The sequence below is a fragment of the Betaproteobacteria bacterium genome (genome assembly GCA_016720855.1).
Classification (GTDB): Bacteria; Pseudomonadota; Gammaproteobacteria; order Burkholderiales; family Usitatibacteraceae; genus FEB-7.
In genome coordinates, this window is sequence record JADKJU010000001.1 from 1,187,566 (window position 1) to 1,214,171 (window position 26,606).

Genomic DNA, 26,606 nt, shown 5'->3' on the forward strand with positions numbered 1-26,606 from the left:
GTGCCGCTCGCGCCGGGACAACCAACCCCCGCCGGCCCGCAGCTCCAGCCCGTCCCCCCCGGGACGTCGGGACCCGCGCCGCGCTGAGCGCGGCTCCGCAGCCCATGTGCGGCATTGCCGGGCTCCTCGCCACTCGCGGCCCGGGCAAACCGCTTGAGGCGCTCGCCGGCGCGATGGCACAACGGCTCGCGCACCGCGGTCCCGATGCGCTGGGCACGTGGGCCGATCCGTCAGCGGGTATCGCTTTCGGCCACCGCCGACTTGCCATCCTCGACCTCTCGCCAGCTGGCGCGCAGCCGATGCATTCGCACTCGGGCAGGTTCACCATCGCATTCAATGGGGAGATCTACAACCACATGGCGCTTCGCGAATGCCTCGAGGCGCGCGATGGCGCCATTGACTGGCGCGGGCATTCGGACACCGAAGTGCTGATAGAGGCAATCGAGCGGCTTGGACTGGAAACCGCGCTGCGAGAAGCCATCGGCATGTTCGCCCTCGCCGCGTGGGACCGCGAGACGTGCCGGCTGCACCTCGCACGAGACCGATTTGGCGAGAAACCCCTCTACTACGGCCGTGTCGGCCATTCGTTCGCCTTCGCGTCGGAGCTGAAGGCCTTCGCGGCCCTTCCGGAATGGAACCCGGTGCTGGATCGTGACGCGCTCACCCTGTACTTGCGCTACAACTGCGTGCCGTCCCCGAGATCGATCTGGGCGGGAATCGCAAAATTGTCGCCGGGCATGTCCCTATCCCTGGGGACCGCCCACACGGCGGGCGGAGAGCTGCCTGCGCCGCGGGCCTACTGGTCGCTGTCCGAGGCGATTGCGCAGGCGCGCGCCCATCCATTCACCGGCTCGCTCGACGAGGCAACCGACGAGCTCGAAAAGGTCCTGCGCGAGGCGATCGCCGGCCAGATGCTGGCGGACGTCCCGCTGGGCGCCTTCCTGTCAGGGGGCATCGACTCGAGCACGATCGTGGCCCTCATGCAGTCGCTCACGGGCTCCCCCGTAAGAACCTTCACGCTGGGCTTCCGCGAAACGGGATACGACGAGGCCGCGCACGCACGCGCCATTGCCACACATCTCGGAACGGAGCACCACGAATCCACGCTTGGCGCGAGCGATGCACTGGCAGCGGTGCCGCGGCTCGCGGAGGTTTTCGACGAACCCTTTGCAGACTCCTCGCAACTTCCGACGCTGCTCATCGCCACCGAGGCAAGACGCCATGTGACGGTAAGCCTCTCCGGAGATGGGGGCGACGAGATTTTCGGCGGCTACAACCGCTATGCGTGGGTGCCTCGCCTTTCGCGCGGTCTCTCGCACGTGCCATCGATGTTGCGCGTCGCCGCCGCCGGAGCCATCGGGGCATTGCCGACGCACCGGGCCGCTCGACTTCTTGGCGCGATGCCCGGTGCTCCATCCATGACATCCCTCCAGGACAAGGTGCCCAAGCTGCTCGAGGCCCTGCGCGCGCGCGACGAACCGGCGCTCTATGCTTCCGTGGTCTCGCACTGGAAAACCCCCGGAAACGTCGTCAAAGGCGCGACGGAACCGATGTCGAGGCCACTGGTGCACCCGGGGGACGCGCCGGCTCTCACGGATTTTCGCGATTGGATGATGTATACGGACTCGCTCTCGTACCTGCCAGACGACATCCTCGTGAAGGTGGACCGCGCGGCAATGTCCGTAGGCCTCGAGACTCGAGTGCCGTACCTCGACCCGCGCGTCGTCTCATTCGCGTGGTCGCTTCCGGTGGACTTCCGCGCCCACGCCGCGAGCCCCAAGCGCGTTCTCCGGCGCCTGTTGCACCGCCACGTCCCGCCTGCGCTCGTCGAACGGCCGAAGGCGGGCTTCGCCGTGCCGTTGTCCTCGTGGCTGCGCGGGGAATTGCGCGAGTGGGCCGAGGCGCTGCTCGACCCCGCGCGCCTCGGTCGCGAAGGCATCTTCGAACCCGCGCCGATCCGCCGCGCATGGAACGAGCACCTTTCGGGTCGCCGCGATTGGCACTATCATTTGTGGGATATCCTCATGTTCCAGGCTTGGCACGAACGCAAGCGAACGCCTTGACCCCCATTCTCCTTCTAGAAATCAACGAAGTTCCGTGGCGGCTGCTCGACCGTTACTCAGGGCGACCCGAGTTTCCGAACCTTCGCGCTTTCCTCGGCGGCGCGTACCAATTCACGACCGTTGCCGTAGATACGGGGAGAGCTGTCGCCATGGGTGACCTGGCCCACGCTGCACCGGGGCATCAATAACGAGCACCACGGTATCAAGAACCTTGGCCAGGATCCATCCACGTTCAAGGGGGAACCCATCTGGGAGGAGATTCGCCGCCGCGGTGGCAGCATCGGCGTCTTCGGCTCGATGCAGAGTTGGCCTCCGATGGATCCCGGACCGGGCGGATTTTTCGTCCCGGACACCTTTGCGCACGATGCGCACTGCATTCCGGAGAGCCTCTCGCCCCTGCAGGCCTTCAACCTCGCGCAGGTTCGACGCAACCCGCGCGTGGTTGACCGGTCGGCGCCCAATACTGCGGAAGGACTCGGAGCCCTGAGAACGATGCGCCGCGCAGGTGTGCGCTGGTCGACCCTGGCACGACTCGCGGCCCAGGTCGCAGGCGAGAGATTCGACCCGCTGCTCGCCGCTCGGCGCCCCGTATTCCAGACCGTGCTTTTCTGGGATGTCTTTCGAAGGCAGTTCGACCCCGCGAATCCACCTGCGCTCACGACCTTTTTCACCAACCACGTCGCCGGCGTGATGCACCGATATTGGAAGGACGTTTTTCCGGAGGATTTTCCCGATGCGCTACCCGCGCCGGGAGCTCACTCGCGGGAGCCGCTGATGCAATTCGCGATCGGGGAACTCGACGCAATGCTCGCCGATGTGCTGGCCTGGTCGCGGAAGAATCCAGATCTCGTCGTGGTCTTCGCCGCGAGCATGGGCCAGGCTGCCGTTCACCGGGACTCCCACGAGGGTCTCGAACTCGTCGTCGAGGATCTAGCCGTTCTCCTGAAGGCCGCGGGGCTCGGACGCGAGGACTACAAGGCACTTCTCGCCATGGTGCCGCAGGTGGCCATCGAGGTGCGCGATGCCGCGAAGCGGGCGTGGGCACGCGATACGCTTGCCGGCGCAACTACCGCCGCCGGATTGCCGTTCATCCGCGTTCAGGAGATCGGCGCGAGCCTGTCGATCTCGGTTCACAGCCCGCCGAACGCCCGGATCGAGGCGGGGACCTTCACCATCGGCGGCCGCGCCATCGCGTGGGCCGAGGCGGGCATCCGGATGCAGGAGATCGAGCCCGGCACCGCCTACCATATCCCTGAAGGCAGCTTCGCGGTGTGGTCGCCGGCCGTCAGGGCGCCGGCCTCTCCCCTGCGCGCACGCATCAACGCTGATCGCGTGAAGAATTGGCTCCTTGCCGTGAGCGCCGAGGGTCCGTCGCGCATCACTTCCCTGGAGCCCGCGTGAACGGGCTGCGCCGCCCGTGAAAGCCCTCCTCTTCGCCAATACGGACTGGTACCTCTGGAACTTCCGCCTGCCGCTTGCTCGCGCACTGCGCGAGCAAGGCTGGGAAGTCGTGCTGGTTTCCCCGCCCGGCAACTATTCGGCACGACTTCGCGACGCGGGATTCCGATGGGAGGAATTCGCATTCTCGCGCCCTGGCGTGAACCCGCTATCGGAAGCCCTTACGCTCGCCCGCCTCGCGCGTCTGTATCGCGAACTGGCCCCCGATCTCGTGCATCACTTCACCATCAAGTGCGTGCTCTACGGCGGCCTCGCGGCCGAGCGAGCAGGCGTGCGATCGGTGGTGAGCTCGGTGACCGGGCTTGGCCACATCTTCACCGCCGAGGGCTTGAAGTTCGCGGTTCTCAGACGATTTGTGGGAATTGCCTACCGCCGCGTGCTGACGCGTTCCGAGGTGGTCTTCCAGAATCCGGACGACCGCGCGCATTTCGGGACGTGCGGCGTGCTGCGCGAGGGTGCCAGCGTACACCTCATCAGGGGTTCGGGCGTCGACTTGGAGCAATTCGCGCCTCCTGCCGATCCACCGCCCGAACCGCCTGTAACGATCGTACTCGCGGCACGACTGCTTCGCGAGAAAGGCATAGAAGAATTCGTCGCAGCCGCGCGAACGCTCGCCGGGCGCGGTGTCCCCGCGCGATTCGTGGTGGCGGGTGACTTGGATCCCGGCAATCCCTCCTCGCACACCGCTGACGAAGTCGATGCCTTGCGCCGGTCGTCGCCCGTGGAGTTCATCGGTCACCATGAAGACATGCCGGGGTTGTGGCGATCCGCCCATATCGCCTGCCTGCCGAGTTGGCGCGAGGGCACTCCACGTACCCTGCTCGAGGCGGGCGCCTGCGGACTTCCGCTGGTCGCCAGCGACGTGCCGGGGTGCCGCGAGGTGGTGAGAAACGGCGATAATGGGATTCTGGTGCCCGCGCGCGCGCCCACGCTGCTCGCGAAGGCCCTGGAAGAACTGGTGCGAAACCGGAACATGCGCATCGAGATGGGCCACCGATCAAGAGAAATCGTCTGCAACAATTTTTCGGAGGCGCACGTTTTGACTCGCACCCTCGAGGTGTATCAGGCAGCGCTCGCGAGGGGGGCGCCCCGGGCATGAGCGAATCGATCGTCGGCATCATCGGGCTGGGCTACGTGGGGCTTCCGCTCGCCGTTGCGTTCGGACGGACCAGGAAGGTGATCGGCTACGACGAAAACCTTTTGCGCGTCGCGGCATTGCGCGAGGGCCGCGACGACACGGGAGAGGTGGACCGGGAGACACTGCATTCGGCCACCGGATTGCAGCTAACGGCCGACCCCTCTCTGCTTGCCGCTGCCGTCACGTTCATCGTCGCTGTGCCAACACCCGTCGACGAGGCGCATCAGCCAGACTTCGGGCCGCTGCTCGCCGCGTGCCATGCCGTGGGGCCGCATCTCCGGGCAGGCGCCACGGTCGTTTTCGAATCCACCGTCTATCCCGGCGCGACGGAAGAAGTGTGCATTCCTGCGCTGGAATCGGCGTCGGGGCTGCGCTGGAAGCGCGACTTCTCCGTCGGCTACTCCCCCGAGCGCATCAATCCGGGCGACAAGGAACGTACGCTGGAGAAGATCGTCAAGGTCGTCGCCGGGGATACACCGGAAACTCTCGATCGCCTGTCCTCGCTCTACGCGAGTGTGGCAAAGGCCGGCGTGCACCGCGCCTCCTCGATCAAGGTGGCCGAGGCTGCCAAGGTGATAGAAAACACGCAGCGCGATATCAACATCGCCCTCATGAACGAACTGGCCATCATCTGTCACCGCGTCGGCATCGACACCCGTGATGTCCTCCGGGCAGCCGCCACGAAGTGGAATTTCCTCGACTTTCGGCCGGGTCTCGTCGGCGGCCACTGCATCGGCGTCGACCCGTATTACCTCACGCACAAGGCCGAAATGCTGGGACTGCGTCCGCAGGTGATACTCGCCGGACGGCGCATCAACGACGGCATGGCGAAATTTGTCGCGGAGCACACGGTCAAATGCCTCGTGGCTAGCGGCCGCTCGGTGAACGGCTCGCGCGTGAGCGTGCTCGGGCTCACCTTCAAGGAGAATTGCCCGGACCTGCGCAACAGCAAGGTGGCCGACCTGGTGCGTGAACTGGAGAGCTTCGGGATAGTGATCGCGGTGCATGACCCGCGGGCGAGCCCCGGAGAGGCGATGCGCGAGTACGGCATCGAGCTCATGCCCTGGCAGTCCCTTGGTGACGCCGACGCAGTGGTACTGGCAGTCCCGCACCGGGAATACCTCGATCGACCGTCGCACGAGATTGCCGGCCTGGCCGCGCCAGGCGGCTGCGTGGTCGACGTAAAGTCGGCGCTGGACCTGGACTTGCTCGAGGCGCGCGGGCTTCGTGTCTGGAGACTCTGATCGGCCGATGCATTTCCCGGTAGTCGCCACGGCGCCGTTGATCGCCACCTCACTGGAGTCCACCGTCGGCACAAAGCGGATTGGAAGGGTCTGCTTCGGGATCTGCAGGGGAGACAACACGCTGGAAATCATCCATTTGCCCCCTTGCCGCATGTCATCGAATTTGAAGAAATCATGCAGTCCCCGAGTAAACTCGCTCTGGTAGAGAAAGCAGGAAGCAGGAAGTCCATTTGACGCACCCCGCAGCGAGTATCCGCCATTCACGCGCCCGCCTGACGGGCGCTGCACGCGCATGAACGAAGCTCGTATCGTCCTTGCCACCGCCTCCATGGCGGCCTTCGCCGCGATCGCGACCTGGGTGCTGGCCCGCCTCGCCCCCACGCTCGGCCTGGTGGACCACCCCGGCGGCCGAAAAGACCACGCTGCGCCCATTCCGGTCGTGGGCGGCATCGCACTCGTCCTCACTCTGCTTTGCGCGGAACTCGTCGTCGGTGACTCGATAGTGCCGCCCTCCTTCCTCGGCGCAGCGGCCATCCTCGTGGTCGTATCGATTTGGGATGACTGGAAGGAGTTGCACCACATCCCGCGCTTCGCCGCACAGATCCTGGCGGTGCTCGCGATGGTCTATGGGGCAGGGGTGGAGCTGCGCTCGGTGGGCGACCTGCTGGGCTGGCGGCCGATCGGCCTGTCGGTGCTGTCGATACCGACGACCGTATTCGCCGTGGTGGGGGTGATCAACGCGGTCAACATGATCGACGGCATGGATGGGCTGGCGGGGTCCACTTCGCTGGTTTCGTTTGCGTGGTATGGCGTGGCGGCGACGCTTTCCGGAGATACGGGGCTGGCGGGGCTGGCGTGGATTCTGTGCGGGGGGCTGACGGGGTTCCTGTTGTTCAATGTGCGCGCGCCATGGCAGCCGCAGGCGCGGGTGTTCCTGGGCGATGCGGGCAGCACGCTGCTTGGCTTTGCGCTGGCGTGGTTCGCCGTCGACCTCTCGCAAGGGGCGGGGAGCACGATGTCGCCGATCGCGGCGCTGTGGGTGGTGCTGCTGCCGCTGGCCGACACGGTGTCGCTGATGGCGCGGCGGCGCTCGCGGGGGAAGAGCCCATTCCATCCGGACCGGGAGCATATCCACCACTTCCTGCTGGCGCACGGATTCTCGGTGAATGGGGCGCTGGGGCTACTGGTGGGGGCGTCGGCGCTGTTTGGCGCTGTGGGCGTGCTGGGGTGGCGGGCGGGCGTCCCGGAGACGGTGCTGTTCTGGGTGTTCTTCTTCTCGTTCTTCGCCTACCACTACGCGATCAAGCGGGCCTGGGCGCGACTCAATTCGGGAGCCATGGCGATCGGGTCGAGTACGGAAGCTCGGGAGAGCTAGGGTTGTAACAATGGGGTCAGGTTCGCGAACCTGACCCCATTGTTACAACGATCCCTGACATGTTGAAACGTACATCCTTTGGACGACGCATTGCCGCGGGACTGGCAGGCGTTGCGGTGATCATGGGCCTGGGCAGCTACGCCTTCGTCAATGCGGCTCGCTTCCTGGAGTCGCCCGCGCAAGCGCCGGTGCGCTCTGACGCAGCCTTCGTTCTGGGCGGCGGGTTTGGGGATCGCGAGATCCGTGCTGCCGAGCTTCATCGCGACGGGCTGACGGCGCAATTCGTGCTCATGGGGATGGAAGACTTCATCGGCGACATGAAGATCGACTACATCCACTGGCGGGTGCGCGTACTCGAGCGCGGGGGCGTGGCGCAGAGCGCGATCATTCTCGATGGCAGGAGCTCGAGCTCCGACGACGAGGCCGCCTATGGCCTGAGGCTGGCCCGGGAGCGCGGATGGAGGCGGGTGATGGTGGTGAGCGATCCTCCCCACATGCGAAGGCTTTCGATTCTCTGGGGACGGGCTTTCGCCGGCAGCGGCGTGGAAGTCGTCCTGGTCGCCACCCGGCCGCGGTGGTGGAGCCCGGATCGGTGGTGGTCCAGCCGAAAAAGCGCCAACTTCGTGGTACAGGAGAACATCAAGCTCGTCTACACGCTCTTCAATTTAGGAATGTAACAATGGGGTCAGGTTCGCGAACCTGACCCCATTGTTACAATTGCGTATGCGCTCGATCCTGTTCATCTGCACAGCCAACATCTGCCGGTCGCCCACTGCGGAAGGGGTGCTCAAGAAGCTCCTGGTGACCAGGGGCGTGGCGTCCCGCTTCCAGGTGGATTCGGCCGGCACGCACGACTATCATGTGGGCAAGCCGCCCTTCCCTCTCGCCGTCGAGCGCGCCAAGCTGCGCGGCTACGATTTGACGCACATCGTGTCGCGCAAGGTGACGGGGGATGACTTCGAGCACTTCGACCTGATCCTGGGCATGGGACGCGAGCACATCAGCAGCCTGCGCCAGATCGCCCCGACTCGCTTGAAGCAAAAGATCGAGCTCTTCCTGGATTACGGCGATAGCTACCACGGCCAGGACATCCCCGACCCCTACGGCGGTCAGGCCAGGGATTTCGACCTCGTGCTCGACATGGTGGAGGATGGCTGCAACGGGCTGGCAGGGCTAATGGTCCGGTAATTCCGTTGTAACAATGGGGTCAGGTTCGCGAACCTGACCCCATTGTTACAAGAGTGCCTACCGGCCGTAGTGGTCATCGTAGCGGCGGATGTCGTCCTCGCCCACATAGTCGCCCACCTGCACCTCGATGATATGCAACGGGTCGGCGCCTCGATTCTCGAGACGGTGCTTCGCGCCGACGGGGACGTAGGTGCTCTGGTTGCGGCCGAGCGTGGTTTCCGTGCCGTCGCAGGACACCGTGGCCTCGCCGGCCACCACCACCCAATGCTCCGACCGGTGCTCGTGGCTTTGCAGGCTCAGGCGCCCGCCGGGGCTCACCTCGATGCGCTTGATCTTGAAGCCCGGGGCTTCCTCGAGCACGGTGTAGGCGCCCCAAGGGCGTTTCACCGTCACGTGGACGATATGTTCCTGGCCGCTTCGCCTGGCGAGCGCGTCCACGATCTTGCGTACGTCCTGGGAAGCGCCGCGGCCGGCCACCAGCACGGCGTCCGGAGTCTCGATCACGCTGACGCCTTCCACGCCCACGGCCGCGACCAGGCGCTTGCCGCCGCGAATCAGCGTGTCCTTGCAGTCGAAGGCGAGCACGTTGCCCTGCGTGCTGTTGCCATCGGCGTCCTTGGCGGCGATGTCGTGAACCGCGTCCCAGCTTCCGACATCCGACCAGCCGATATTCGCGGGCACCAGGTAGAGGTTGGCCGCTTTCTCCAGGACGCCGTGATCGATGGAGATGCTCTGACACATCGGGAAATGCTCGCGGACGGCCTTCTGCCAATCGCCGGAAAGCTTCGCGGCGTCGCGGATGGCGGTCATCACTTTCGCAAGGTCAGGCAAAGCTGAATCGACCGCCTTCATGATGGCGCTGGCCTTCCACACGAACATGCCGGAGTTCCAGTACCAGCCTCCCTCCTTGAGGAAGGCGGCAGCCGTGGCGGTGTCGGGTTTTTCCTTGAAGCGCTCGACCTTGGGCAGGTTGTGGTCGGCGGCGCTGGCCTTGATGTACCCGAAGCCCGTCTCCGGCCCCGTGGGCGTGATGCCGAAGGTGACGAGCTTGCCTTCCTGCGCGGCGTCGATGGCCGATCGCAGGCACGCGTGGAAGGCCGGCACGTCGCGGATCACGTGGTCGGCGGGAAGGATGACGAGGACGGGGTCCTCGCTGCGGGCCAGGAAATGCGTGGCCGCGAGCGCGATGGCCGGGGCGGTGTTGCGGGGCGCGGGCTCGAGGAGCTTTTCGTACGGGGCCAAGGGCAGGAACGCTTCGCCCTTGGCGCTCTCCTCGCTCGTCACGATGAGGACGTGGCCGCGGGCGATGAGCGGGTCAAGGCGGGCAACGGTGGCTTCGAGCAGGCTCAACTCACCGTCCAGGCAGAGGAACTGCTTGGGCATCTGCTGGCGCGACATCGGCCACAGGCGGGTGCCGGAGCCTCCGGCGAGTATGACTGCGTGCAAGGAGCTCATTCGGCAGGCGCTTGTAACAATGGGGTCAGGTTCGCGAACCTGACCCCATTGTTACATGACCTCATTGTTACAGTCAGCCGGCGGCGGGGCTGGAACGTTATTCCGTCATGGCCCGCCTACGAAGAATGGACATTCCAGGTCTGCCGCGCCACCTCATGGTGCGCGGCAACAACCGGATGCCGTGCTTCACCAACGACATGGACCGTCGCGTCTTCCTGAAGTATCTGGGCGAATCCTTGGTCGATTACGGCTGCAGCCTGCATGCGTTCGTGCTGATGACAAACCACGTCCACCTGCTGGCCACGGGCAACCGCGAAGGGGCCATCGCGTCGATGATGCAGTCGGTCGGGCTGCGTTACGTACGCTATTTCAATTCGGCTCACGACCGCACCGGGTCGCTCTTTGAAGGGCGATACCGGGCCAGTCACGTCGAAGATGAGAGGTACTTGCTCACCTGCATGCGCTACATCGAGCTGAACCCCGTTCGGGCGGGCATCGTATTCGATCCCGCCGACTACCCATGGTCAAGTTACCGGCACAACGCGGGACTCGAAACGCGCTCGGCTATCACCTTCCACGAGGAATTCCAGCGCATGGGCCCAGGGATGCTGGAGCGGGCCGCCGCGTGGGTCGACCTTGTTCGCGAAGGATTGACTACCGTCGAACTCGAGCGCCTGCGCCGAAGCCTCAACCGAAATCGCCCACTGGGCAGCACCGAATTTGAGCATCGACTGCGCGTTGTAACAATGGGGTCAGGTTCGCGAACCTGACCCCATTGTTACAGTTCATTTCTTCGAGAAATCGCCCGCCTTGACGATGGTGACCTTCGAAGGGTCCAGGTGCTTCCTGAGCGCGGCGTTCAAGTCCGCCACCGACAGTGCCATCAGCTTGTCCTCGAAGGCCTTGCTGAAGGCGAAGGTCCGCCCGAGATGCAGGTAGTAGGTCCACCCGCCGGCCAGCGTTCCGTCCTGCGCCCTGGCCTGCACGCGCTGCTGCATGGCGCCGCTCTTCGCATTGGCCAGCTCCGCCTGGGTGAAACCCTCGGCAAGCGCACGCGCCAGTTCCTCCTTGAATGCCACCTCCACCTTCGCGACGTTCTTGGGCGCGGCGATGGCATAGGCGCTCCACGTCGCCGAGCGGTCGATGGAAGGCACGTTGAGCCCCGACCCGGCCGAGTAGGAAAGGCCCTCCTTCTGCCGCAGCCGGTTGCCCAGGCGCGAATCGAGCCCCGCCCCGCCGCCCAGGATGTAGTTGGCGATATAGAGCGCGGCATAATCGGAATCGTCGTCCCGCATGTCGATGTTCTGGCGCGCAAGGAAGATCGCGTTTTCCTTGTCGGGCGTCGGCACGGAAAGGTTGGCCGGCGCGACGTCCGTGAACCTGATCGGCAGGTGCGCGAACGGCTTCTGCGACTTCCACCCTTCGAAGAGATCCTTCAGCAACGCCGCCGCCTTCGCCTCGTCGAAGTCGCCCACGATCGCGATCTCCGCCGCGCTCGCGCCGTAGAACTCCCGGTGAAAGCGCTTCGCATCCTCCAGCTTCGCGCCCTTGATGTTGGCGAGCGATTCCTCCAGCGACGGGCTGTAGCGGAAGTCGTCCTTCGGGTAGGCGTTGAAGTGCTTCGAGATCGCCTCCGACGCACGCGCATTCGGTTCCGAGAGCTGCGCCTGGATCCCGGTGATCGTCTGGTTGCGAAGCTGCTCGAATTCGCTCTCCGGGAACGAGGGTTCCTTGAGGATGTGGGCGGCAAGGCGAAGCGCCGCCTCGAGATTCGGGCGCGTCGTCTGGAAGCTTCCGCCCGAGCCGCCAACCCGTCCGGAAACCTTCAGCCGCTCCAGTTCGTCGGATAGCTGCGTGCGCGTGTATTTCGTCGTTCCGCGTGTGAGCATCTGCCCTGCGATCTGCGCGGGCACCTTCTGGCCGACGAGGCTTTTTTCATCTCCCATGTGCAACGAGAGCGACACGTTCACGGTCTCGCCGCGCGTCTTCTTCGCAAGCAGCGCCACCTTGAGGCCGCCGAACTGCATGCGCGTGGTGCGCGCGTCGATGTTGGCCTGCGAGGGGTCGAACGCCTCCGCCACGCTCGTCTCCGCCTTGCCCTTGAAGTCCTTCATGACCTGCGCCACCGTGGGCGCGGCCGGAATCTCGGCGCGCTGCGGATTGTCCTCGGGGAGGTAGAGGCCGACGATGCGGTTGTCGCGGCGGAAGTAAGCCTTGGAGGCCTTGGCGACGGCTTCGCTCGTCACCTTGGCGAGGTCCTCGCGCGACTTGAAGAAGAGCCGCCAGTCGCCCAGCGCGATGTACTCCGAGAGCTGCACGCCGATGGATTCGTGGTTGGCGAGCGTCTTCTCGGCCTCGTTCTCCTGGCTCTTTCGCGCGCGCGCGATCTCCTCGACCGTGGCCGGGTGGTCACCGAAGCCTTCGATGATCCCGATCATCTCGTCGCGCACGGGCTCCAACGGGTCGCCCTTCTTCACCACGGCGCCGAAGATCTGCAGGCCCGGGTAGAAACCGGTGAGCGGGAAGCCGAACACCTGCGCGGCCTTGCCTGTCTCCACGAGCGCCTTGTGCAACCGGCCGGTGGGCGTATCGGTGAGGATGAAGTTCGCGAACCCGAGCCCGTCGCTGTCCGGGTGCAGGGCGGAGGGCACCTTGTAAGCCACGGCCACGATCTGGACGTCACCCTTGCGGCGGATGTCGAACTGGCGCTCGCCGTCCTGCGTGGGCTCGACCGTCCAGAATTCCGGGAGCTTGCGGGTTGGCTTGGCGATCTTGCCGAAGGCGTTGGCAATGAGTGCGAGCGCCTTCGCCTCGTCGAACTTGCCCGCCACCAGCAGGACGGCGTTGTCGGGCTGGTAGTACAGGCGGTAAAAAGCCTGGAGATTGGCCTCCTTCACGTTCTCGATGTCGCTGCGGTTGCCGATGGTGGAGCGGCCATAGCTGTGCCAGTCATAGGCCACGCTCTGCAGGCGCTTGATGAGCACGCTGAAAGGCGAGTTCTCGCCCATCTCGTACTCGTTTCGGACGACGGTCATCTCGGTATCGAGGTCGGATTTCCGGATGAAGGAATTGACCATCCGGTCGGCCTCCATGTCGATGGCCCACTTGAGGTTGTCGTCGGTCGCTTGAAAGAGCTCGAAGTAGTTGGTGCGGTCGAGCCAGGTCGTTCCATTGGAGCGCGCGCCGCGCTGGTTGAACTGCTTGTCCAGGTCGGGGTTCTTCGGCGTTCCCTTGAACATGAGGTGCTCGAGCAAGTGCGCCATGCCCGTCTCGCCATAGTTCTCGTGCCGGCTGCCGACCAGGTAGGTGATGTTCACGGTGATGGTGGGCTTGGAAAGGTCCGGAAAGAGAAGGACCTTCAGGCCGTTTTCCAGCCGGTACTCCGTGATGCCCTCGACGGAGGTGACTTTCGTGACCCCCTTGGGCAGCGGCGTCTGGGCGATGGCGGGGGCGGCGAGGAACGCGAGGCAAACGGCGATCAGGCGGAACAAACGCATCTCTCAACTCCTTCTTGTAACAATGGGGTCAGGTTCGCGAACCTGACCCCATTGTTACGTTACTTGGCGCGGCGACGGCGGGCTTCGTAGAGACAGACACCGCTGGCCACGGAAACGTTCAGGCTTTCCACCGACCCTAGCATCGGAATGGAGACGAGGTGATCGCAAGTGTCGCGCGTCAGGCGCCTGAGGCCCTCCCCTTCCGCGCCCAGGACAAAGCCCAGGGCACCCTCGAGCTTGGCCTGCCACAAGGTCTGGGGCGCGTCGTCCGCCGTGCCCACCAGCCAGATGCCGCGTTCCTTGAGATCACGCATGGTGCGGGCGAGGTTGGTGACGACGATGTAGGGGACGGTCTCGGCGGCCCCCGAGGCGACCTTGGCAGCGGCAGTGGTGAGGCCACAACTGCGGTCCTTGGGAGCGATGACGGCATGGGCGCCCGCGCCGTCGGCCACGCGCAGGCACGCGCCGAGGTTGTGAGGGTCCTGGACCCCATCGAGGAGGAGCAGGAACGGCGGCTCGTCGAGCGTCTCCAGGACGTCCTCGATGAACTGCGGCATGTGCATGTCGTCGGCCATCGCGACCACGCCCTGGTGGCGCGCCCCGCCGGCCATGCCGTCAAGGCGCTTGGCATCGACCGTCATGACGCGCACGCCCAGCTTGTCGGCGAGGACCTTGAGCTCCTTCATGCGCGCGTCGCTGCGGCCCGCGTCCACGAAGATCTCGCGCACCGAGTCCGTCTTCTGCTTCAGGCGCCCCTTGACCGCATGGAATCCCGCCAATGTCTTCATCGTCGTTGTGTAACAATGGGGTCAGGATCGCGAACCTGACCCCATTGTTACAGTCATTTTCGTTTTGGCTTGCGGCCGTCGGAGAGGCGGGTATCGATCTTGGTCTCCTTCTTCTGCTGGTCGCGCGGCTTCCTGGCGACCGCGACCGGCACCGTGTGGGGCATCTCGCCCTCGGCGGCAGCCGACTTTTCAGCCGCATCCACCAGCACGAAGTCGATCTTGGCCGATTCGATGTCCACCCGCACCACGCGCACCTTCACGCGCGCGCCGAGCTGGTAGCGGATGCCCGTGCGTTCCCCCCGCAGCAGGTGCCGCTGCTGGTCGTGCTGGTAGTAGTCGTTGCCCAGGTCCGAGATGTGCACCAGCCCGTCGATGAAGAGCTCGTCGAGCGTGACGAAGAGGCCGAAGCCCGTGACGCCGCTCACCACGCCCCCGAATTCGTCGCCCACGTGATCCTGCATGAAGAAGCACTTGAGCCAGTTCTCCACGTCGCGGGTTGCGTCATCGGCGCGGCGCTCGGTTTCGGAGCAGTGCGCGCCCAGCGCGGCCCAGTTGCCGGCGTCGTAGGTCGTGCCCTGCAGCACGGCCTTGATGGCGCGGTGCACGAGGAGATCCGGATAGCGTCGGATAGGCGAGGTGAAGTGCGTGTAGCCCTCGTACGCCAGGCCGAAGTGGCCGACGTTGTCCGGGCTGTACACCGCTTGCCTCAGCGAGCGCAGCATCACCGTCTGCAGAAGCCCCGCGAACGGCTTGTCCTTGATGCGGGTGAGGAGCTGCGCGTAATCCTTCGCATGCGGATCGTCCCCGCCGCTCAAGGTGAGGCCGAAGTCCTTGAGCATTGAGCGAAGAGCCTCCAGCTTCTCCGGCGTGGGACCCTCGTGGATGCGGTAGAGCGAGGGCTGGTTGTTCGCCAGCAGGTAGTCGGAGGCGCACACGTTCGCCGCCAGCATGCATTCCTCGATCAGACGGTGGGCATCGTTGCGCTCAACGCGCACGATGCGCTCGATCTTGCCGTTGTCGTCGAAGATCATCTGCGTCTCGACGGAATCGAAGTCGATGGCGCCTCTCTTGGCCCGCGCGCCCAGCAGCATCTTGAAGACGGCGTACAGGTTCTCGAGCGAAGGAAAGAGCGTCCTGTCGATGGGCGGTTCGGCCTGCCTGCCCTCGAGCACGGCGGCCACTCGCGTGTAGGTCAGGCGCGCGTTCGAGTGGATGACGGCCGGGTAGAACGCGTAGGTGCGCACCACGCCGCCCACGGTCACTTCCATCTCGCAGACCATCGTGAGACGGTCGACCTCGGGCTTGAGCGAGCACAGCTCGTTCGACAGGCCCTCGGGCAGCATCGGGATCACGCGGCGCGGGAAGTACACGGAATTGCCGCGGTCCTGCGACTCGCGGTCCAGCGCGTCGCCGGGGCGAACGTAGTGGCTCACGTCGGCGATGGCGACCCAGAGGCGGTAGCCCTTGCCCTTTTCCAGCGGCTTGCAGCACACCGCATCGTCGAAGTCCCTCGCCGTCTCCCCGTCGATGGTCACGAACGGCAGGTCGCGCAGGTCCTTGCGGCCCTTGAGGTCCTTGGCGAGCACCTTGGAGCCGTACTTCGCCGCCTGCTTCTCGGATTCGGCGGAGAACTCGGTCGGCAGGTCGTGCTTTCGCAGCGCGATCTCGATCTCCATCCCCGGGTCGGCGTAATTGCCGAGGATCTCGACCACGCGCGCGATGGGCTCGGCGTTGGGCGTGGGCTGCTGGATGATCTCGGCGACCACCACCTGGCCGTGCTTGGCGCCCTTGGCGCCGTCGGGAGGCACGAGGAAATCCTGCGCGATGCGCTTGTCCTCGGCCATGATGAACATGACGCCCTGCTCGACGAAGAGGCGGCCGACGATCCTGGCGTTGGCGCGCTCGAGCACATCGACGATGGAGCCTTCGCGGCGGCCGCGGCGATCCAGGCCCGTGACACGGGCGAGCACGATGTCGCCGTGCAGCGCCTTGTGCATCTGCTTGGGGCCGAGGAACAGGTCCTCGCTGGCGTCCTCGGGCTTCAGGAACCCGAAGCCGTCCGGGTGGCCCTGCACGCGGCCCTTGATGAGGCCGGCCTTGTCCGCGACGAGGATGGCGCCGCGGCGGTTGCGCATCACCTGGCCTTCGCGCTCCATCGCGGCGATTCGGCGACCAAACGACTCGTTCTCGTGGGCTTCGATGCCCAGCAGGGAGGCGATGCGGTCTTCAGCGAGGGGAACGCCCTCGCGATCCAGCACCTCGAGGATCATCTCGCGGCTGGGCAGGGGGTTTTCGTACTTGGCGGCTTCGCGGTCCCGGTGGGGGTCCGCGTGTCGCAGGGTCTTGGTTTTACTAGACAAAAAAGTGTCTTCCTTCTAAAATTGCGGGCTTGGCTGACGAAAGTCGGCCATGAGCCCGGGTGGCGGAATTGGTAGACGCACCAGTTTCAGGTACTGGCGGGTAACACCGTGGGGGTCGAGTCCCTTCCCGGGCACCAGCATCGTGGGGTCAGGCCCAAAAGCCTGACCCCATTTCTTTGTGTGGTGCCAGGCACCGTTGTAACAATGGGGTCAGGTTCGCGAACCTGACCCCATTGTTACAGCGAAGGGTTCTCACCGAATTCATTCGAAAGGGTGCTGGAGGACGATGGTCTCTTCGCGATCCGGGCCGGTGGAGATGAGGACCACGGGCGCGCCGGCCAGCGACTCCAGGCGCTTCAGGTAATTGCGCGCGTTGGCGGGAAGGCCATCGAGGGTCTTCACGCCAACGGTGCTCTCCTTCCACCCCGGAAAATCCTCGTACACCGGCTCGCAGATGGCCAAGGCCTCGGCGCCCACGGGCAGGATGTCGCGTATCTGGCCGCGCACCTTGTAGCCCACCGCGAGCCGCACGGTATCCAGGCCATCGAGCACGTCGAGCTTGGTGATGCACAGGCCCGTGAGCCCGTTCAACTGCACCGCGCGCTTGAGAGCCGCCGCGTCGAACCAGCCGCAGCGCCGAGGCCGCCCGGTGACGGAGCCGTATTCGTTCCCCTTCACGCGCAGGTGCTCGCCCACCTCGTCGTCGAGCTCGGTAGGGAAAGGCCCTCCCCCGACACGCGTCGCATAAGCCTTGGCCACGCCCAGGACGTAATGCAGTTGCGAAGGGCCAACGCCCGCGCCCGCGCAAGCCTGCCCCGCGAGGCAGTTCGACGAGGTCACGAACGGATAGGTGCCGTGGTCCACGTCCAGGAGCGCGGCCTGCGCGCCCTCGAAGAGGATGCTCTTGCCTTCGCGGATGAGCGCGTTCACCTCACCCGAGACGTCGGCCACCAGCGACTCGATCTTTTCTCCCAGCGCCAGCGTCTCGTCCAGCGTCTTCTGGAAATCGACGACGTCGGCCTTGAAGTAGTTCTTCAGGACGAAGTTGTGGTAATCGAGCACCTCGCCCAGCTTGGCGGCGAAGCGCTCGCGCGCATACAGGTCCTGCACGCGGATGGCGCGCCTGGCCACCTTGTCCTCGTAGGCCGGCCCGATGCCGCGCCCGGTGGTGCCGATCTTCGCCTCTCCCTTGGCGCGCTCCCTCGCCGCATCCAGCGCCACGTGGTACGGCAGGATCAGCGGGCACGCCTCCGAAATGCGAAGCTGTCCGCGCACGTCAATCCCTACCGCTTCCAGTTCCGCGATCTCCTTGGTGAGCGCCTCAGGCGAGACCACCACGCCGTTGCCGATGAAGCACTTCACGCCCGGGTGCATGATTCCGGAGGGTATCAGCCGCACGATCGTCTTCCTGCCGTTGATCACCAGCGTGTGCCCGGCGTTGTGTCCGCCCTGGAAGCGCACCACGGCCGCGCAATGATCCGTGAGCCAATCGACGATCTTGCCCTTGCCCTCGTCTCCCCATTGCGTGCCGATCACCACGACGTTCTTTGCCATCTCAGTTGCCTTTCAGCGGGACGACCGTCCAGCGGCCCCCCTTCGATTCCAGGGTGCGGTCGCAGCCCAGCTCGGCGCGCGCGCCGGCGTGCCCGGGAAGATCCGCGATCACCGTTTCGCCTGCCGCGCGCAGCCGCGCCACTTCCTCGTCCAGCGCACGATCCGCCACGCACGGCGCGAGGATGGCGGCCGGACGCGGCGTGGAGCCGATGAGGAAGGCGATACGGCGAAGATCCATCGTGAAACCGGTGGCCGGCCGCGCGCGCCCGAAGGACCGCCCCACCTGGTCGTAACGCCCGCCCCGGGCCAGCGCATCGGGCGAGGCGGGCGCGAAGGCCGCGAACACCACGCCGCTTTCGTAGTTGAAGCCGCCCAGCTCCGCCAGATCGACGCTGACTTCGAGGCCGGGGCCGGCCGCCTCCCGCGCCAGGCGCGCGAGTTCGTCCAGCGCCTGCGAAATGGCGGCATTCCTCGGCAGCGACTTGCGCGCCTCGTCCAGCACGGCCACGTCGCCGCTCAATCGGGTGAGCGTCGCGATGGCCTGCGCGCGCTCCCTGCCCAGCGCGGCGACACAGAGCACCGCCGGCGCATCCTTCTGCTGCACGGCGTGGAAGAGCGCCTCGGCATCCTCGGCGCCGAGGTTCGCGCCCTCGGCCAACGCGCGGTAGATGCTCGGGTGCCCGATATCCAGGTGCAGCTTCTCCAGGCCCGCGCCGGTGAGCGCGCGCGACATCAGCTTGAGCACCTCGACATCCGCCTCCAGCCCCGCGTGCCCGAAGAGCTCGGCGCCGATCTGGATCGGCTCGCGCGTCGTGGTGAGTCCCGCGGGCAACGTGTGCAGAACGCTTCCGCAATAGGCGAGGCGCGTGACGCCCTCGCGGTTGAGCAGGTGCGCGTCGATTCTCGCCACCTGCGGCGTGTGGTCGGCCCGCACGCCCAGTTGCCGCCCCGAGAGGCGGTCCACGAGCCGGAAGGTGGCGAGGTCCAGGTCGCGCCCCGTGCCGGAAAGCAGCGACTCCGTGTATTCGAGCAGCGGCGGCTGCACCAGTTCGTAGCCGTGCGTGGCGAAGAGGTCCAGCGTCGCGCGGCGCAGCCGTTCCACCGTGCGCGACTCGGCGGGCAGGATGTCCTCGATGTGCTCGGGAAGGAGCCAGCGTCTCATGCTTGTCTCCTCTCTTCCATGGGGAAGAGGCCGGGCGCGAGGGCAGGCCTCATGACACGAGCACCAGCAGGACGATCCCGACAGTCATCGAGACCAGCCCCGCAAACCGGATCTGCCCGTCCTTCATCTCGATGAGCTTCCGGAAGGTCTCGCGCCACAGCCTGGGCGCCACGAACGGGAGGATACCTTCGATCACGAGCATGAGCGCGAACGCGGCGAGCAGTACGTCCGTCACCGCCCGGGCGCCCTACTTCCCGCGGCCCGGGCTCTTCAGGTACTTGAAGAAGTCCGAGGAGGGCTCGAGCAGCATCACGTCGCCCTTGTTGCGCAGCGCCGCGCGGTAGGCCTCGAGGCTGCGGTAGAAGCTGTAGAACTCGGCGTTCCTTCCGTACGCATCCGCATAGATGCGCGCGGCCTGCGCGTCGCCTTCGCCCTTGATGCGCTGGGCGTCGCGGTAGGCTTCGGCCACGATCACCTGCTTCTGGCGGTCGGCGTCGGCCTTGATCTTCTCGCCCTCGGCGGAGCCGGTGGAGCGAAGCTCGTTGGCCACGCGCTTTCGTTCCGATTCCATGCGGCGATAGACGTCGGAGGAGATCTCGGGCACGAGGTCCACGCGCTTCAGGCGCACGTCAACCACCTCGACGCCGATGTTCTTCACGTCCTTGTCCACCTTCTCCGCGACGGTGTCCATGATCTTCTCGCGCTCGCCGGAGACCACGTCGTGCACGGTGCGCCGGGCGAATTCCGCGCGCAGCGCGTCGTTCACCGTCTGCGAGATGCGCGCCTCGGCCGCGGTGGGATCGCCCCGCACCGACACGTAATACTGGCGCACGTCGATCACGCGCCACTTCACGAACGAATCCACCAGCACGTTCTTGTTCTCGGACGTGAGGAAGCGCTCGGCATCCCGGGAGTCGTAGGTCTGGATGCGCGTGTCGTACAGGCGCACGTTCTGCAGCAGGGGCACCATGAAGTACAGGCCCGGCTCGGTCTGCATGGAAATGACTTCGCCCAGCTGGAACTTGATGGCGGCCTTGCGCTGGTCCACCGTGTACACGCTCATCGACAGGACGAGCAGCGCCACGACGACGGCGATGAGGACTGCGGCGGCGGATCGTTTCATCGCGTCCCCTTATCGTTCACGGGAGCGCAGCGCGTCGCGCGCGCGGGCATCCACGGCCGCTGCGGGTGCGGCGGCGGGTTCGGTCGGCACGGGCGCCATGCGCGGCAGGGGCACGTCGGCCCCCTGCGCGGAGACGGTGGCGCCCTGCTGCGAAGTCATCTGCATCAGCTTGTCGAGCGGCAGGTAGAGAAGATTCTGCCCGCCCTTCTGGTCCACGATGATCTTGGTGGTGTTGGAGAGGATCTGCTGCATCGACTCCAGGTACAGGCGCTCGCGCGTGACCTGCGGGGCCTTCTCGTATTCCGCGAGTATCTGCCGGAAGCGGGATGCATCGCCCTGCGAGGTGGCGATCGCCGTCGCCTTGTAGCCGGCGGCCTCCTCGGTCAGGCGCGCGGCCACGCCGCGGGCGTTGGGCACCACGTTGTTGGCGTAGGCCTGGCCCTCGTTCTTGAAGCGCTCCCGGTCCTGCTGGGCGCGCACCGCGTCGTCGAACGAGGACTGAACCTGCTCGGGCGGCTGCACGTTCTGCAGGTTGACAGTGGTGATGTTCATCCCGGTCTTGTAGCGGTCGAGGATGTGCTGCATCGTCTGCTTCACGCGCGAGGCGATCTCGCTGCGGCCCTGGTTCAGCACGAAATCCATCTTGCTCTTGCCCACGATCTCGCGGATGGAGGTCTCGGCGGCCTGCAGCACGTTGTCCTGGGGATTGCGGTTGTTGAAGAGGTAGTCCTCGGGGCTCTTCAGCGTGTACTGGATGGCGAACTGCACATCGACGATGTTCTCGTCATCGGTGAGCATCAGCGCTTCGGCCGGCTGCTTGTTCTTCGCGTTCCCGCGGTAGCCCACTTCCACCGTGCGCACCTGGGAGACGTTCACCACTTCCACCGACTCGAACGGGAACGGGATGTGCCAGCGCGGGCCGGACATCGTGGTCTCGATGTACTTGCCCAGGCGCAGCACCACGCCGCGGCTGCCTTCCTCCACGATGTAGAAGCCGCTCGCGAGCCACACGGCGATGACCAGGATCACGATGAATGCGATGGAGCCGCCGAAGAAGGCGGCGCTGGGGCCGGCGGAAGGCGGCGTCGGCCCGCTGGGGCCGGAGGAGCGGCGGCCGAAGAGCCCGGAGAGCTTCTGGTTCAGCTTCTTCAGGATCTCGTCGAGATCCGGCGGGCCATCGTCAGGGCGCTTTCCCCACTGGGGATCGTTGGGAGGCATTGGATTGTCGGGCAGAAGGTAGTGACAGGGGGCAGATGCGGGCCGCGAGGCGCGGTTTCAATGCAACGTGGGCGGTCGCCTAGGCGGCCGGGGCAAGCGCGCGCGGATCGGACACCCGGGCCACGTCCGCCAATGCGGCGCGGATGGCCTCGAGGCCGGCGCCGGAAACGGCACTCGCCTTGATATTCAATATCTTACCACAAGGATCGCGCACCACTTCCGGTTCCAGACCGGGGATCCGGTCGATCTTGTTCCAGACCACGATCTGCGGGATGTCGGCCGCGCCGATTTCGGCCAGGACCGCGTTCACGGCATCGGCCTGCTCGTCGTGGCGGGGATTGGAGGCGTCCACCACGTGTATCAGGAGGTCGGCCTGCACCGTCTCCTCGAGCGTGGAGCGGAAGGCGGCTACCAGGCCGTGCGGAAGGTCCTTCACGAAGCCCACGGTATCGGAGATGGCGGCATTGACGCCCTCACCCAGGTGCAGGCGGCGCGTCGCGGGATCGAGGGTCGCGAAAAGCTTGTCGGCCACGAAGGCGCTGGCGCGCGTGAGGCGATTGAAGAGCGTGGACTTGCCTGCGTTGGTGTAGCCCACGATCGATACGCGCAGCATGCCGGAACGGGTGCGCGCGGCACGCTGCGTGTCGCGGGTGCGGGCCACCTTCTTCAGGCGTTCCTTGAGCTTCTTCACTTTCTCGCCGATCTGGCGGCGGTCCAGCTCGATCTGTTTCTCGCCCGGGCCGCCGGTCTTGGAAAGGCCCCCGCGCTGGCGCTCGAGGTGGGTCCAGCCACGAACGAGGCGCGTGGACAGGTGCTCGAGGCGGGCGAGCTCGACCTGGAGCTTGCCTTCGTGGCTGCGGGCGCGCAGGGCGAAGATGTTGAGGATCAGATCGGTCCGGTCGTACACCGCCACGGCGGGCCCTCCCTCGGACAGGGCTTTCTCGAGGTTGCGGATCTGGACCGCGGTCAGCTCGTGATCGAAGACCACGATGCGGGCGTCGTGCAGGCGGCAGGCGACCTTGATCTCTTCGACCTTGCCGGAGCCGGCGAAGGTGGCGGCGTCGGGGCGGTCGCGGCGTCCGGCAAGGACTTCGCAAACGGTCGCGCCGGCGCTCGACACGAGGCTCGTGGCTTCCTCCGAACGATCGGGCGCCGCGCCGCGGGTGCCGATGTTCAGGCACACCAGAAGGGCGCGGTCCCTCGCGGGAACGCCGGGGTCAGGATTCCGGGGAATTTTCAGACGGGTGTTCGGACGGGACCGACACCGGGCGGGCCGGCACCACCGTGGAAATGGCGTGCTTGTAGACCATCTGCGTCACGGTGTTCTTGAGGAGCACGACATATTGGTCGAACGATTCGATCTGGCCCTGCAGCTTGATGCCGTTCACGAGGTAGATCGAGACCGGCACATGCTCCTTGCGCAGGATGTTCAGGAAAGGATCCTGAAGAAGTTGACCTTTGTTGCTCATTTTTTGCCCCTTTTAGTTACGGGTTTCTTCCCGGGCCGGCTTTGTCACTCGCAACTGCCGTTTCCGGTTTTCCACTAACCAAACGACTCTACTGGAAAGCAGGTCGTTTGGCCACCTAGCAAGGGACACCTCCCGCCCCCCCCAAGTTCCCCCGCCTTGTAACAATGGGGTCAGGTTCGCGAACCTGACCCCATTGTTACAGCTAGGCGTAGATGCGCTTGGCGCGGCGCTTGTTGCGCCGGTTGGTGGCTTCCTGGCGCGGGGTGAGGCTGGAGCGCTTCTTGCCCTCGTAGGGGTTGGCGCCCTGGCGAAGCTCGACCCGCAGCGGGGTGCCCTTGAGCTTGAAGACCTTGACGAAGGTGTTCTCGAGGTAGCGGCGGTAGGTGTCCTTGATGGCCGACACGCTGGTGCCGTGGATGATCACCACCGGGGGGTTGGAGCCGCCCTGGTGGGCGTAGCGCAACTTCGGTCGCATCTTGCCGGCGAGCGGCGGGGCCTGTTTCTCGATGGCGGCCTGCAGGGCGCGCGTGAGCTTCGGGGTGGAGAGCTTCGCCATCGCGGCGGCGAAAGCCCGGTCCACCGACTGGAAAAGAGCCTTGATTCCGGTACCCTTCAGGGCGGAGATGGGCACGAACTCCGCGAAGTCGAGGAAGGCGAGTTTCCTCTCCAGGTCGATCTGCGTGTCCTTGCGCTTGTCGGCATCGACGGCGTCCACCTTGTTGACCGCCACCGCGAGCGCGCGCCCCGCCTCGAGGATGTAGCCGGCGATGTGCGCATCCGACTCCGAGATGTCCTGCGAGACGTCCAGCACCAGGACCACGACGTTGGCCCGCTCGATGGCCTGCAGCGTCTTGACCACGGAAAACTTCTCCACCGCCTCGAAGACCTTGCCCTTGCGGCGCAGGCCGGCGGTATCGACGATGGTGTACGGGCGGCCCTGCCACGTCGCCTCGACTTCGATCGCATCGCGCGTGGTCCCCGGCTGGTCGAAGGCGATCATGCGTTCCTCGCCCAGCACGCGGTTCACCAGCGTGGACTTGCCCACGTTCGGCCGCCCCACGATGGCCACGCGAGGATGGTCGGGCTCGACCTCCTCGCCTTCTGTTTGCGCCGGGAACCGGGCCAGCGCATCCTCGATGAGCTGGCGCACGCCCTCCCCGTGCGCCGCCGAGATCGCATGCGGCGCGCCCATCCCCATCTCGTGGAATTCGGCGACCGCGAGGTCTTCCTGCATGCCCTCGGTCTTGTTGACCGCCAGCCACACGGGCGCGCCGCGCTCGCGCAGGAGCTTGGCGATGCGCTTGTCCTGCGGCGCGAGCCCCGCCCGGCCATCGACCACGAAGATGACGACGTCGGCTTCCGAGATCGCCTCCTGCGCCTGGCGCGCCATCTCGGACAGGATGCCTTCCTTGGCCACCGGCTCGAAGCCGCCGGTGTCGACCACGATGTAGGGCTTGTCGCCGATGCGTCCACGGCCGTAGTGCCGGTCGCGCGTGAGCCCGGGCATGTCGTGCACGATCGCATCGCGCGTGCGCGTGAGCCGGTTGAAGAGTGTCGATTTGCCGACGTTGGGGCGGCCGACGAGGACGACGGTGGGTTTCATGCGCGCCCCGGGCCCGGACTCTCGACGAGTGGAGCGGGTAGGGGCGCACGGGCCGACACGGTGACGTTCATTATCGGAAAGCTCTCATAAGGAGGCCAGAAGCCAGTACGCCAGCCCCCGAGGCGAGAGCCTCAGAAGCGGACGAACGAAAGCGTCCCCCCGGCCGTCTGCACGAGCAGCCCGCCTCTGTCGGGAACCAGCGCATTCACCGCACCTCCCTCGACCGCGAGGCGGCCGATGAACGCGCCATCGTCCTTCGCGAGCACGTGCAGGAAGCCCAGCGAATCGCCGACGACGACCTTGCCGTCCACCACGACCGGCGCCGTGAGCTTGCGCCGCAGCAGCTTGTCCTGCTTCCAGCGCGAAGCGCCGCCTTCGCGGTCCAGCGCCTGCACGTTGTCCTGGTCGTCGGAGAGGTAGACGCTCTTGTCGTCGAACGCCAGGCCGTTGGCGGTGGAGATCTCGCGCGTCCAGAGGGTGTTGCGGCTCTGGATGTCGAAGCAGGCGACCTTGCCCTGGAACGCCGCCGCGCAGATGCGCCCCCCATCGATGACCGGAAGGCCCGCCACGTCGGCCACGCGCTCCAGCTCCGTCGAGCCGCGCGGCAGGCTCACCGTCACTTCCCAGACCAGCTTTCCGTCATCGAGGTCGAGCGCGATGAGTTTTCCGCCCGGATAGCCCGCCACGATGCTGGTGGGGGTGACGAGCACCGCCGTTTCGGCGCGCAGGAGCAGCGCCGGCGTCGTGCGCTGGTACACCCACAGGCGCTTGCCGTCGGCGATCGAGAGCGCATAGAGGCGACCGTCGGAGGTGCGAGCGATGCCGCGGTTGCCGGCGACCACCAGGGGCGCGAGCGCTTCGCCACCCACGTTGGCGACCCACTTCTCCTTGCCGGCCGCGTCCAGGGCGATCACCTCGCCCTTGATGGTGCCCACGAAGACCAGGTCGGCCGTGGCGCCTGCGCCGGACGAGAGCTTGCGCCCGGTGTCCACGCGCGTGACCACCCTTCCCGTTTCCCGTTCGATCAGGGTGATCGTCCCGTCCGCCGCGACGGCCACGACGCGCTCGCCCTCCACTTTCGGGAAGAACTTGTACGCGCCCGACTTGCCGACGGAAGCGCTCCACGCCACGCGGGGCGTCACCGTCGCGCGGATCTCCGTGAGCGCCATCGGCTTCTTGATTTCATCCTGGAAGATGCCGAAGTAGCTGCAGCCGGCGAGCGCCAGGGCGCCGGCGGCGGCGGCCGCGCGGCCGGCGAATTTCATTGCGCGCCCCCGAGCGCGCCGAGCTTGAGTTCCGTCACGCCGCGCAGCGGGCTTCTCGGGTCGCTCTTGTCGATGGCGAGCTTGTAGGCCGCGCGCGCCTCGTCCGTGCGGCCCTGCGCGAAGAGGATGTCGCCCTTGAGGTCCGCGGCCGGCGCGGCCCACGCCTCATCCTTGTTGCCGTCCAGCACCTGCAGCGCCTCGGCGTACTTCTTCTGGTCCAGCAGGACGGCGGCCAGGCGGATGCGCGCGACCGCGCGATGCTCGTCGCGGCCGTTGGCCATCGTCCATTCCAAACGCGATCTGGCTGCCGCGAGGTCGCCGGCCTCGAAGCTCGACTGCGCGGCGGCGAGTGCGGCCTCGGAGGCGAAGAAGGTTCCCGGGTACTTGTCGATCACGGCCTGGGCGATGTCGGCGGTCTTCTTCGTGTCGCCGCGCACCTTGCCGAGTTCGGCCACCAGCGCCGCGGCGTCCGCATTCTGCACCGAGTTCCAGTACTGCCAGCCCTTCCATCCGCCGACCGCCAGCACGAAGGCGGCGACGGAGGCATACACGAACTTGGCGTTGTCCTCCCACCAGTGGTGCATCGCGGCAATTCGTTCCTGCTCTTCGAAATCGTAGGATCCAGCCATGGGTGTCGTTCCGGAAT

General features: G+C 66.0%; 22 protein-coding genes and 1 tRNA gene. 9 read left to right on the forward strand and 14 right to left on the reverse strand.

Features of this window, described 5'->3' with window-relative positions:
* Positions 1–104: 104 nt before the first annotated feature.
* From asnB to IPP91_05185, 7 genes are all read left to right on the forward strand, one after another.
* Entirely contained in the window at positions 105–2,063 is a 1,959-nt protein-coding gene (gene asnB / locus IPP91_05155) for an asparagine synthase (glutamine-hydrolyzing) (protein MBL0141452.1), read from the forward strand.
* 153 nt (positions 2,064–2,216) lie between these two features.
* Positions 2,217–3,464: a hypothetical protein gene (locus tag IPP91_05160; GenBank protein ID MBL0141453.1), complete on the forward strand. Its 1,248-nt coding sequence runs from the start codon at positions 2,217–2,219 to the stop codon at positions 3,462–3,464.
* Between the two features lie 16 nt (positions 3,465–3,480).
* Entirely contained in the window at positions 3,481–4,620 is a 1,140-nt protein-coding gene (locus IPP91_05165; protein ID MBL0141454.1) for a glycosyltransferase family 4 protein, read from the forward strand.
* Positions 4,617–5,903, forward strand: coding sequence for a nucleotide sugar dehydrogenase (locus tag IPP91_05170; GenBank protein ID MBL0141455.1), 1,287 nt, complete (start codon positions 4,617–4,619; stop codon positions 5,901–5,903). Before IPP91_05165 ends, IPP91_05170 begins: the two co-directional genes overlap by 4 nt.
* 292 nt (positions 5,904–6,195) lie before the next feature.
* Complete coding sequence (locus IPP91_05175; GenBank protein ID MBL0141456.1) at positions 6,196–7,278, forward strand: undecaprenyl/decaprenyl-phosphate alpha-N-acetylglucosaminyl 1-phosphate transferase; 1,083 nt, start codon at positions 6,196–6,198, stop codon at positions 7,276–7,278.
* A gap of 59 nt (positions 7,279–7,337) precedes the next feature.
* Positions 7,338–7,955 carry a YdcF family protein gene (locus IPP91_05180; GenBank protein ID MBL0141457.1) on the forward strand — a complete coding sequence of 206 codons (618 nt, stop codon included), beginning with the start codon at positions 7,338–7,340 and terminating at the stop codon, positions 7,953–7,955.
* A gap of 58 nt (positions 7,956–8,013) precedes the next feature.
* The gene (locus tag IPP91_05185) at positions 8,014–8,466 is read left to right on the forward strand and encodes a low molecular weight phosphotyrosine protein phosphatase (GenBank protein MBL0141458.1); all 453 of its coding nucleotides are present in this window, start codon (positions 8,014–8,016) and stop codon (positions 8,464–8,466) included.
* A gap of 57 nt (positions 8,467–8,523) precedes the next feature.
* Here the strand turns inward: IPP91_05185 and IPP91_05190 are convergent, their stop codons facing one another.
* Positions 8,524–9,921 carry a mannose-1-phosphate guanylyltransferase/mannose-6-phosphate isomerase gene (locus IPP91_05190; protein ID MBL0141459.1) on the reverse strand — a complete coding sequence of 466 codons (1,398 nt, stop codon included), beginning with the start codon at positions 9,919–9,921 and terminating at the stop codon, positions 8,524–8,526.
* 107 nt (positions 9,922–10,028) lie between these two features.
* Between IPP91_05190 and IPP91_05195 the strand changes: the two genes are divergently transcribed.
* The gene (locus tag IPP91_05195; protein ID MBL0141460.1) at positions 10,029–10,691 is read left to right on the forward strand and encodes a transposase; all 663 of its coding nucleotides are present in this window, start codon (positions 10,029–10,031) and stop codon (positions 10,689–10,691) included.
* 15 nt (positions 10,692–10,706) lie between these two features.
* Here the strand turns inward: IPP91_05195 and IPP91_05200 are convergent, their stop codons facing one another.
* Genes IPP91_05200 through rnr form a run of 3 tightly spaced genes read right to left on the reverse strand, consistent with a single transcriptional unit; the run spans position 10,707 to position 16,476 of the window.
* On the reverse strand, positions 10,707–13,418 hold the full coding sequence (locus tag IPP91_05200) for an insulinase family protein (GenBank protein MBL0141461.1): 2,712 nt from the start codon (positions 13,416–13,418) through the stop codon (positions 10,707–10,709).
* Between the two features lie 59 nt (positions 13,419–13,477).
* Positions 13,478–14,206, reverse strand: a complete 729-nt coding sequence (gene rlmB / locus IPP91_05205) for a 23S rRNA (guanosine(2251)-2'-O)-methyltransferase RlmB (GenBank protein MBL0141462.1) — start codon at positions 14,204–14,206, stop codon at positions 13,478–13,480.
* Between the two features lie 53 nt (positions 14,207–14,259).
* On the reverse strand, positions 14,260–16,476 hold the full coding sequence (rnr, locus tag IPP91_05210; GenBank protein MBL0141463.1) for a ribonuclease R: 2,217 nt from the start codon (positions 16,474–16,476) through the stop codon (positions 14,260–14,262).
* 143 nt (positions 16,477–16,619) lie between these two features.
* On the opposite strand from rnr, the gene IPP91_05215 reads away from it, so the two are divergent.
* Positions 16,620–16,703, forward strand: a tRNA-Leu gene (locus IPP91_05215).
* A 124-nt stretch (positions 16,704–16,827) separates the two neighbouring features.
* Here IPP91_05215 and IPP91_05220 read toward each other — a convergent pair.
* The 10 genes from IPP91_05220 to IPP91_05265 all read right to left on the reverse strand — a co-directional run bounded on the left by IPP91_05220 (position 16,828) and on the right by IPP91_05265 (position 26,589).
* Positions 16,828–18,120 (reverse strand): adenylosuccinate synthase, encoded by a 1,293-nt coding sequence (locus IPP91_05220; GenBank protein MBL0141464.1) that lies wholly within the window; start codon positions 18,118–18,120, stop codon positions 16,828–16,830.
* Between the two features lies 1 nt (position 18,121).
* Positions 18,122–19,282, reverse strand: a complete 1,161-nt coding sequence (locus tag IPP91_05225; GenBank protein ID MBL0141465.1) for an ATP phosphoribosyltransferase regulatory subunit — start codon at positions 19,280–19,282, stop codon at positions 18,122–18,124.
* A 49-nt stretch (positions 19,283–19,331) separates the two neighbouring features.
* Positions 19,332–19,517 (reverse strand): DUF2065 domain-containing protein, encoded by a 186-nt coding sequence (locus IPP91_05230; GenBank protein ID MBL0141466.1) that lies wholly within the window; start codon positions 19,515–19,517, stop codon positions 19,332–19,334.
* Between the two features lie 12 nt (positions 19,518–19,529).
* Positions 19,530–20,405 carry a protease modulator HflC gene (hflC, locus tag IPP91_05235; GenBank protein MBL0141467.1) on the reverse strand — a complete coding sequence of 292 codons (876 nt, stop codon included), beginning with the start codon at positions 20,403–20,405 and terminating at the stop codon, positions 19,530–19,532.
* Positions 20,406–20,414: 9 nt separating this feature from the next.
* Positions 20,415–21,623 carry an FtsH protease activity modulator HflK gene (gene hflK, locus IPP91_05240; protein ID MBL0141468.1) on the reverse strand — a complete coding sequence of 403 codons (1,209 nt, stop codon included), beginning with the start codon at positions 21,621–21,623 and terminating at the stop codon, positions 20,415–20,417.
* Positions 21,624–21,702: 79 nt separating this feature from the next.
* Positions 21,703–22,857 (reverse strand): GTPase HflX, encoded by a 1,155-nt coding sequence (gene hflX / locus IPP91_05245; GenBank protein MBL0141469.1) that lies wholly within the window; start codon positions 22,855–22,857, stop codon positions 21,703–21,705.
* A complete protein-coding gene (hfq, locus tag IPP91_05250; GenBank protein ID MBL0141470.1) occupies positions 22,841–23,092 on the reverse strand; it encodes an RNA chaperone Hfq in 252 nt (83 codons plus the stop codon). The genes hflX and hfq overlap by 17 nt, the downstream gene beginning before the upstream one ends.
* Before the next feature lie 202 nt (positions 23,093–23,294).
* Entirely contained in the window at positions 23,295–24,695 is a 1,401-nt protein-coding gene (gene der, locus IPP91_05255; GenBank protein MBL0141471.1) for a ribosome biogenesis GTPase Der, read from the reverse strand.
* 131 nt (positions 24,696–24,826) lie between these two features.
* Positions 24,827–25,960 carry an outer membrane protein assembly factor BamB gene (gene bamB / locus IPP91_05260; GenBank protein ID MBL0141472.1) on the reverse strand — a complete coding sequence of 378 codons (1,134 nt, stop codon included), beginning with the start codon at positions 25,958–25,960 and terminating at the stop codon, positions 24,827–24,829.
* Positions 25,957–26,589: a tetratricopeptide repeat protein gene (locus tag IPP91_05265; GenBank protein MBL0141473.1), complete on the reverse strand. Its 633-nt coding sequence runs from the start codon at positions 26,587–26,589 to the stop codon at positions 25,957–25,959. The genes bamB and IPP91_05265 overlap by 4 nt, the downstream gene beginning before the upstream one ends.
* Positions 26,590–26,606: the final 17 nt, after the last annotated feature.

Bases quoted from the DNA above. Each gene is read 5' to 3' on its own strand.
- asnB (MBL0141452.1), top strand. From the start codon at position 105: ATGTGCGGCATTGCCGGGCTCCTCGCCACTCGCGGCCCGGGCAAACCG.
- IPP91_05170 (MBL0141455.1), top strand. From the start codon at position 4,617: ATGAGCGAATCGATCGTCGGCATCATCGGGCTGGGCTACGTGGGGCTT.
- IPP91_05175 (MBL0141456.1), top strand. From the start codon at position 6,196: ATGAACGAAGCTCGTATCGTCCTTGCCACCGCCTCCATGGCGGCCTTC.
- IPP91_05180 (MBL0141457.1), top strand. From the start codon at position 7,338: ATGTTGAAACGTACATCCTTTGGACGACGCATTGCCGCGGGACTGGCA.
- IPP91_05190 (MBL0141459.1), bottom strand. From the start codon at position 9,921: ATGAGCTCCTTGCACGCAGTCATACTCGCCGGAGGCTCCGGCACCCGC.
- IPP91_05195 (MBL0141460.1), top strand. From the start codon at position 10,029: ATGGCCCGCCTACGAAGAATGGACATTCCAGGTCTGCCGCGCCACCTC.
- IPP91_05200 (MBL0141461.1), bottom strand. From the start codon at position 13,418: ATGCGTTTGTTCCGCCTGATCGCCGTTTGCCTCGCGTTCCTCGCCGCC.
- rlmB (MBL0141462.1), bottom strand. From the start codon at position 14,206: ATGAAGACATTGGCGGGATTCCATGCGGTCAAGGGGCGCCTGAAGCAG.
- rnr (MBL0141463.1), bottom strand. From the start codon at position 16,476: ATGATCCTCGAGGTGCTGGATCGCGAGGGCGTTCCCCTCGCTGAAGAC.
- IPP91_05220 (MBL0141464.1), bottom strand. From the start codon at position 18,120: ATGGCAAAGAACGTCGTGGTGATCGGCACGCAATGGGGAGACGAGGGC.
- IPP91_05225 (MBL0141465.1), bottom strand. From the start codon at position 19,282: ATGAGACGCTGGCTCCTTCCCGAGCACATCGAGGACATCCTGCCCGCC.
- hflC (MBL0141467.1), bottom strand. From the start codon at position 20,405: ATGAAACGATCCGCCGCCGCAGTCCTCATCGCCGTCGTCGTGGCGCTG.
- hflK (MBL0141468.1), bottom strand. From the start codon at position 21,623: ATGCCTCCCAACGATCCCCAGTGGGGAAAGCGCCCTGACGATGGCCCG.
- hfq (MBL0141470.1), bottom strand. From the start codon at position 23,092: ATGAGCAACAAAGGTCAACTTCTTCAGGATCCTTTCCTGAACATCCTG.
- der (MBL0141471.1), bottom strand. From the start codon at position 24,695: ATGAAACCCACCGTCGTCCTCGTCGGCCGCCCCAACGTCGGCAAATCG.
- bamB (MBL0141472.1), bottom strand. From the start codon at position 25,960: ATGAAATTCGCCGGCCGCGCGGCCGCCGCCGCCGGCGCCCTGGCGCTC.
- IPP91_05265 (MBL0141473.1), bottom strand. From the start codon at position 26,589: ATGGCTGGATCCTACGATTTCGAAGAGCAGGAACGAATTGCCGCGATG.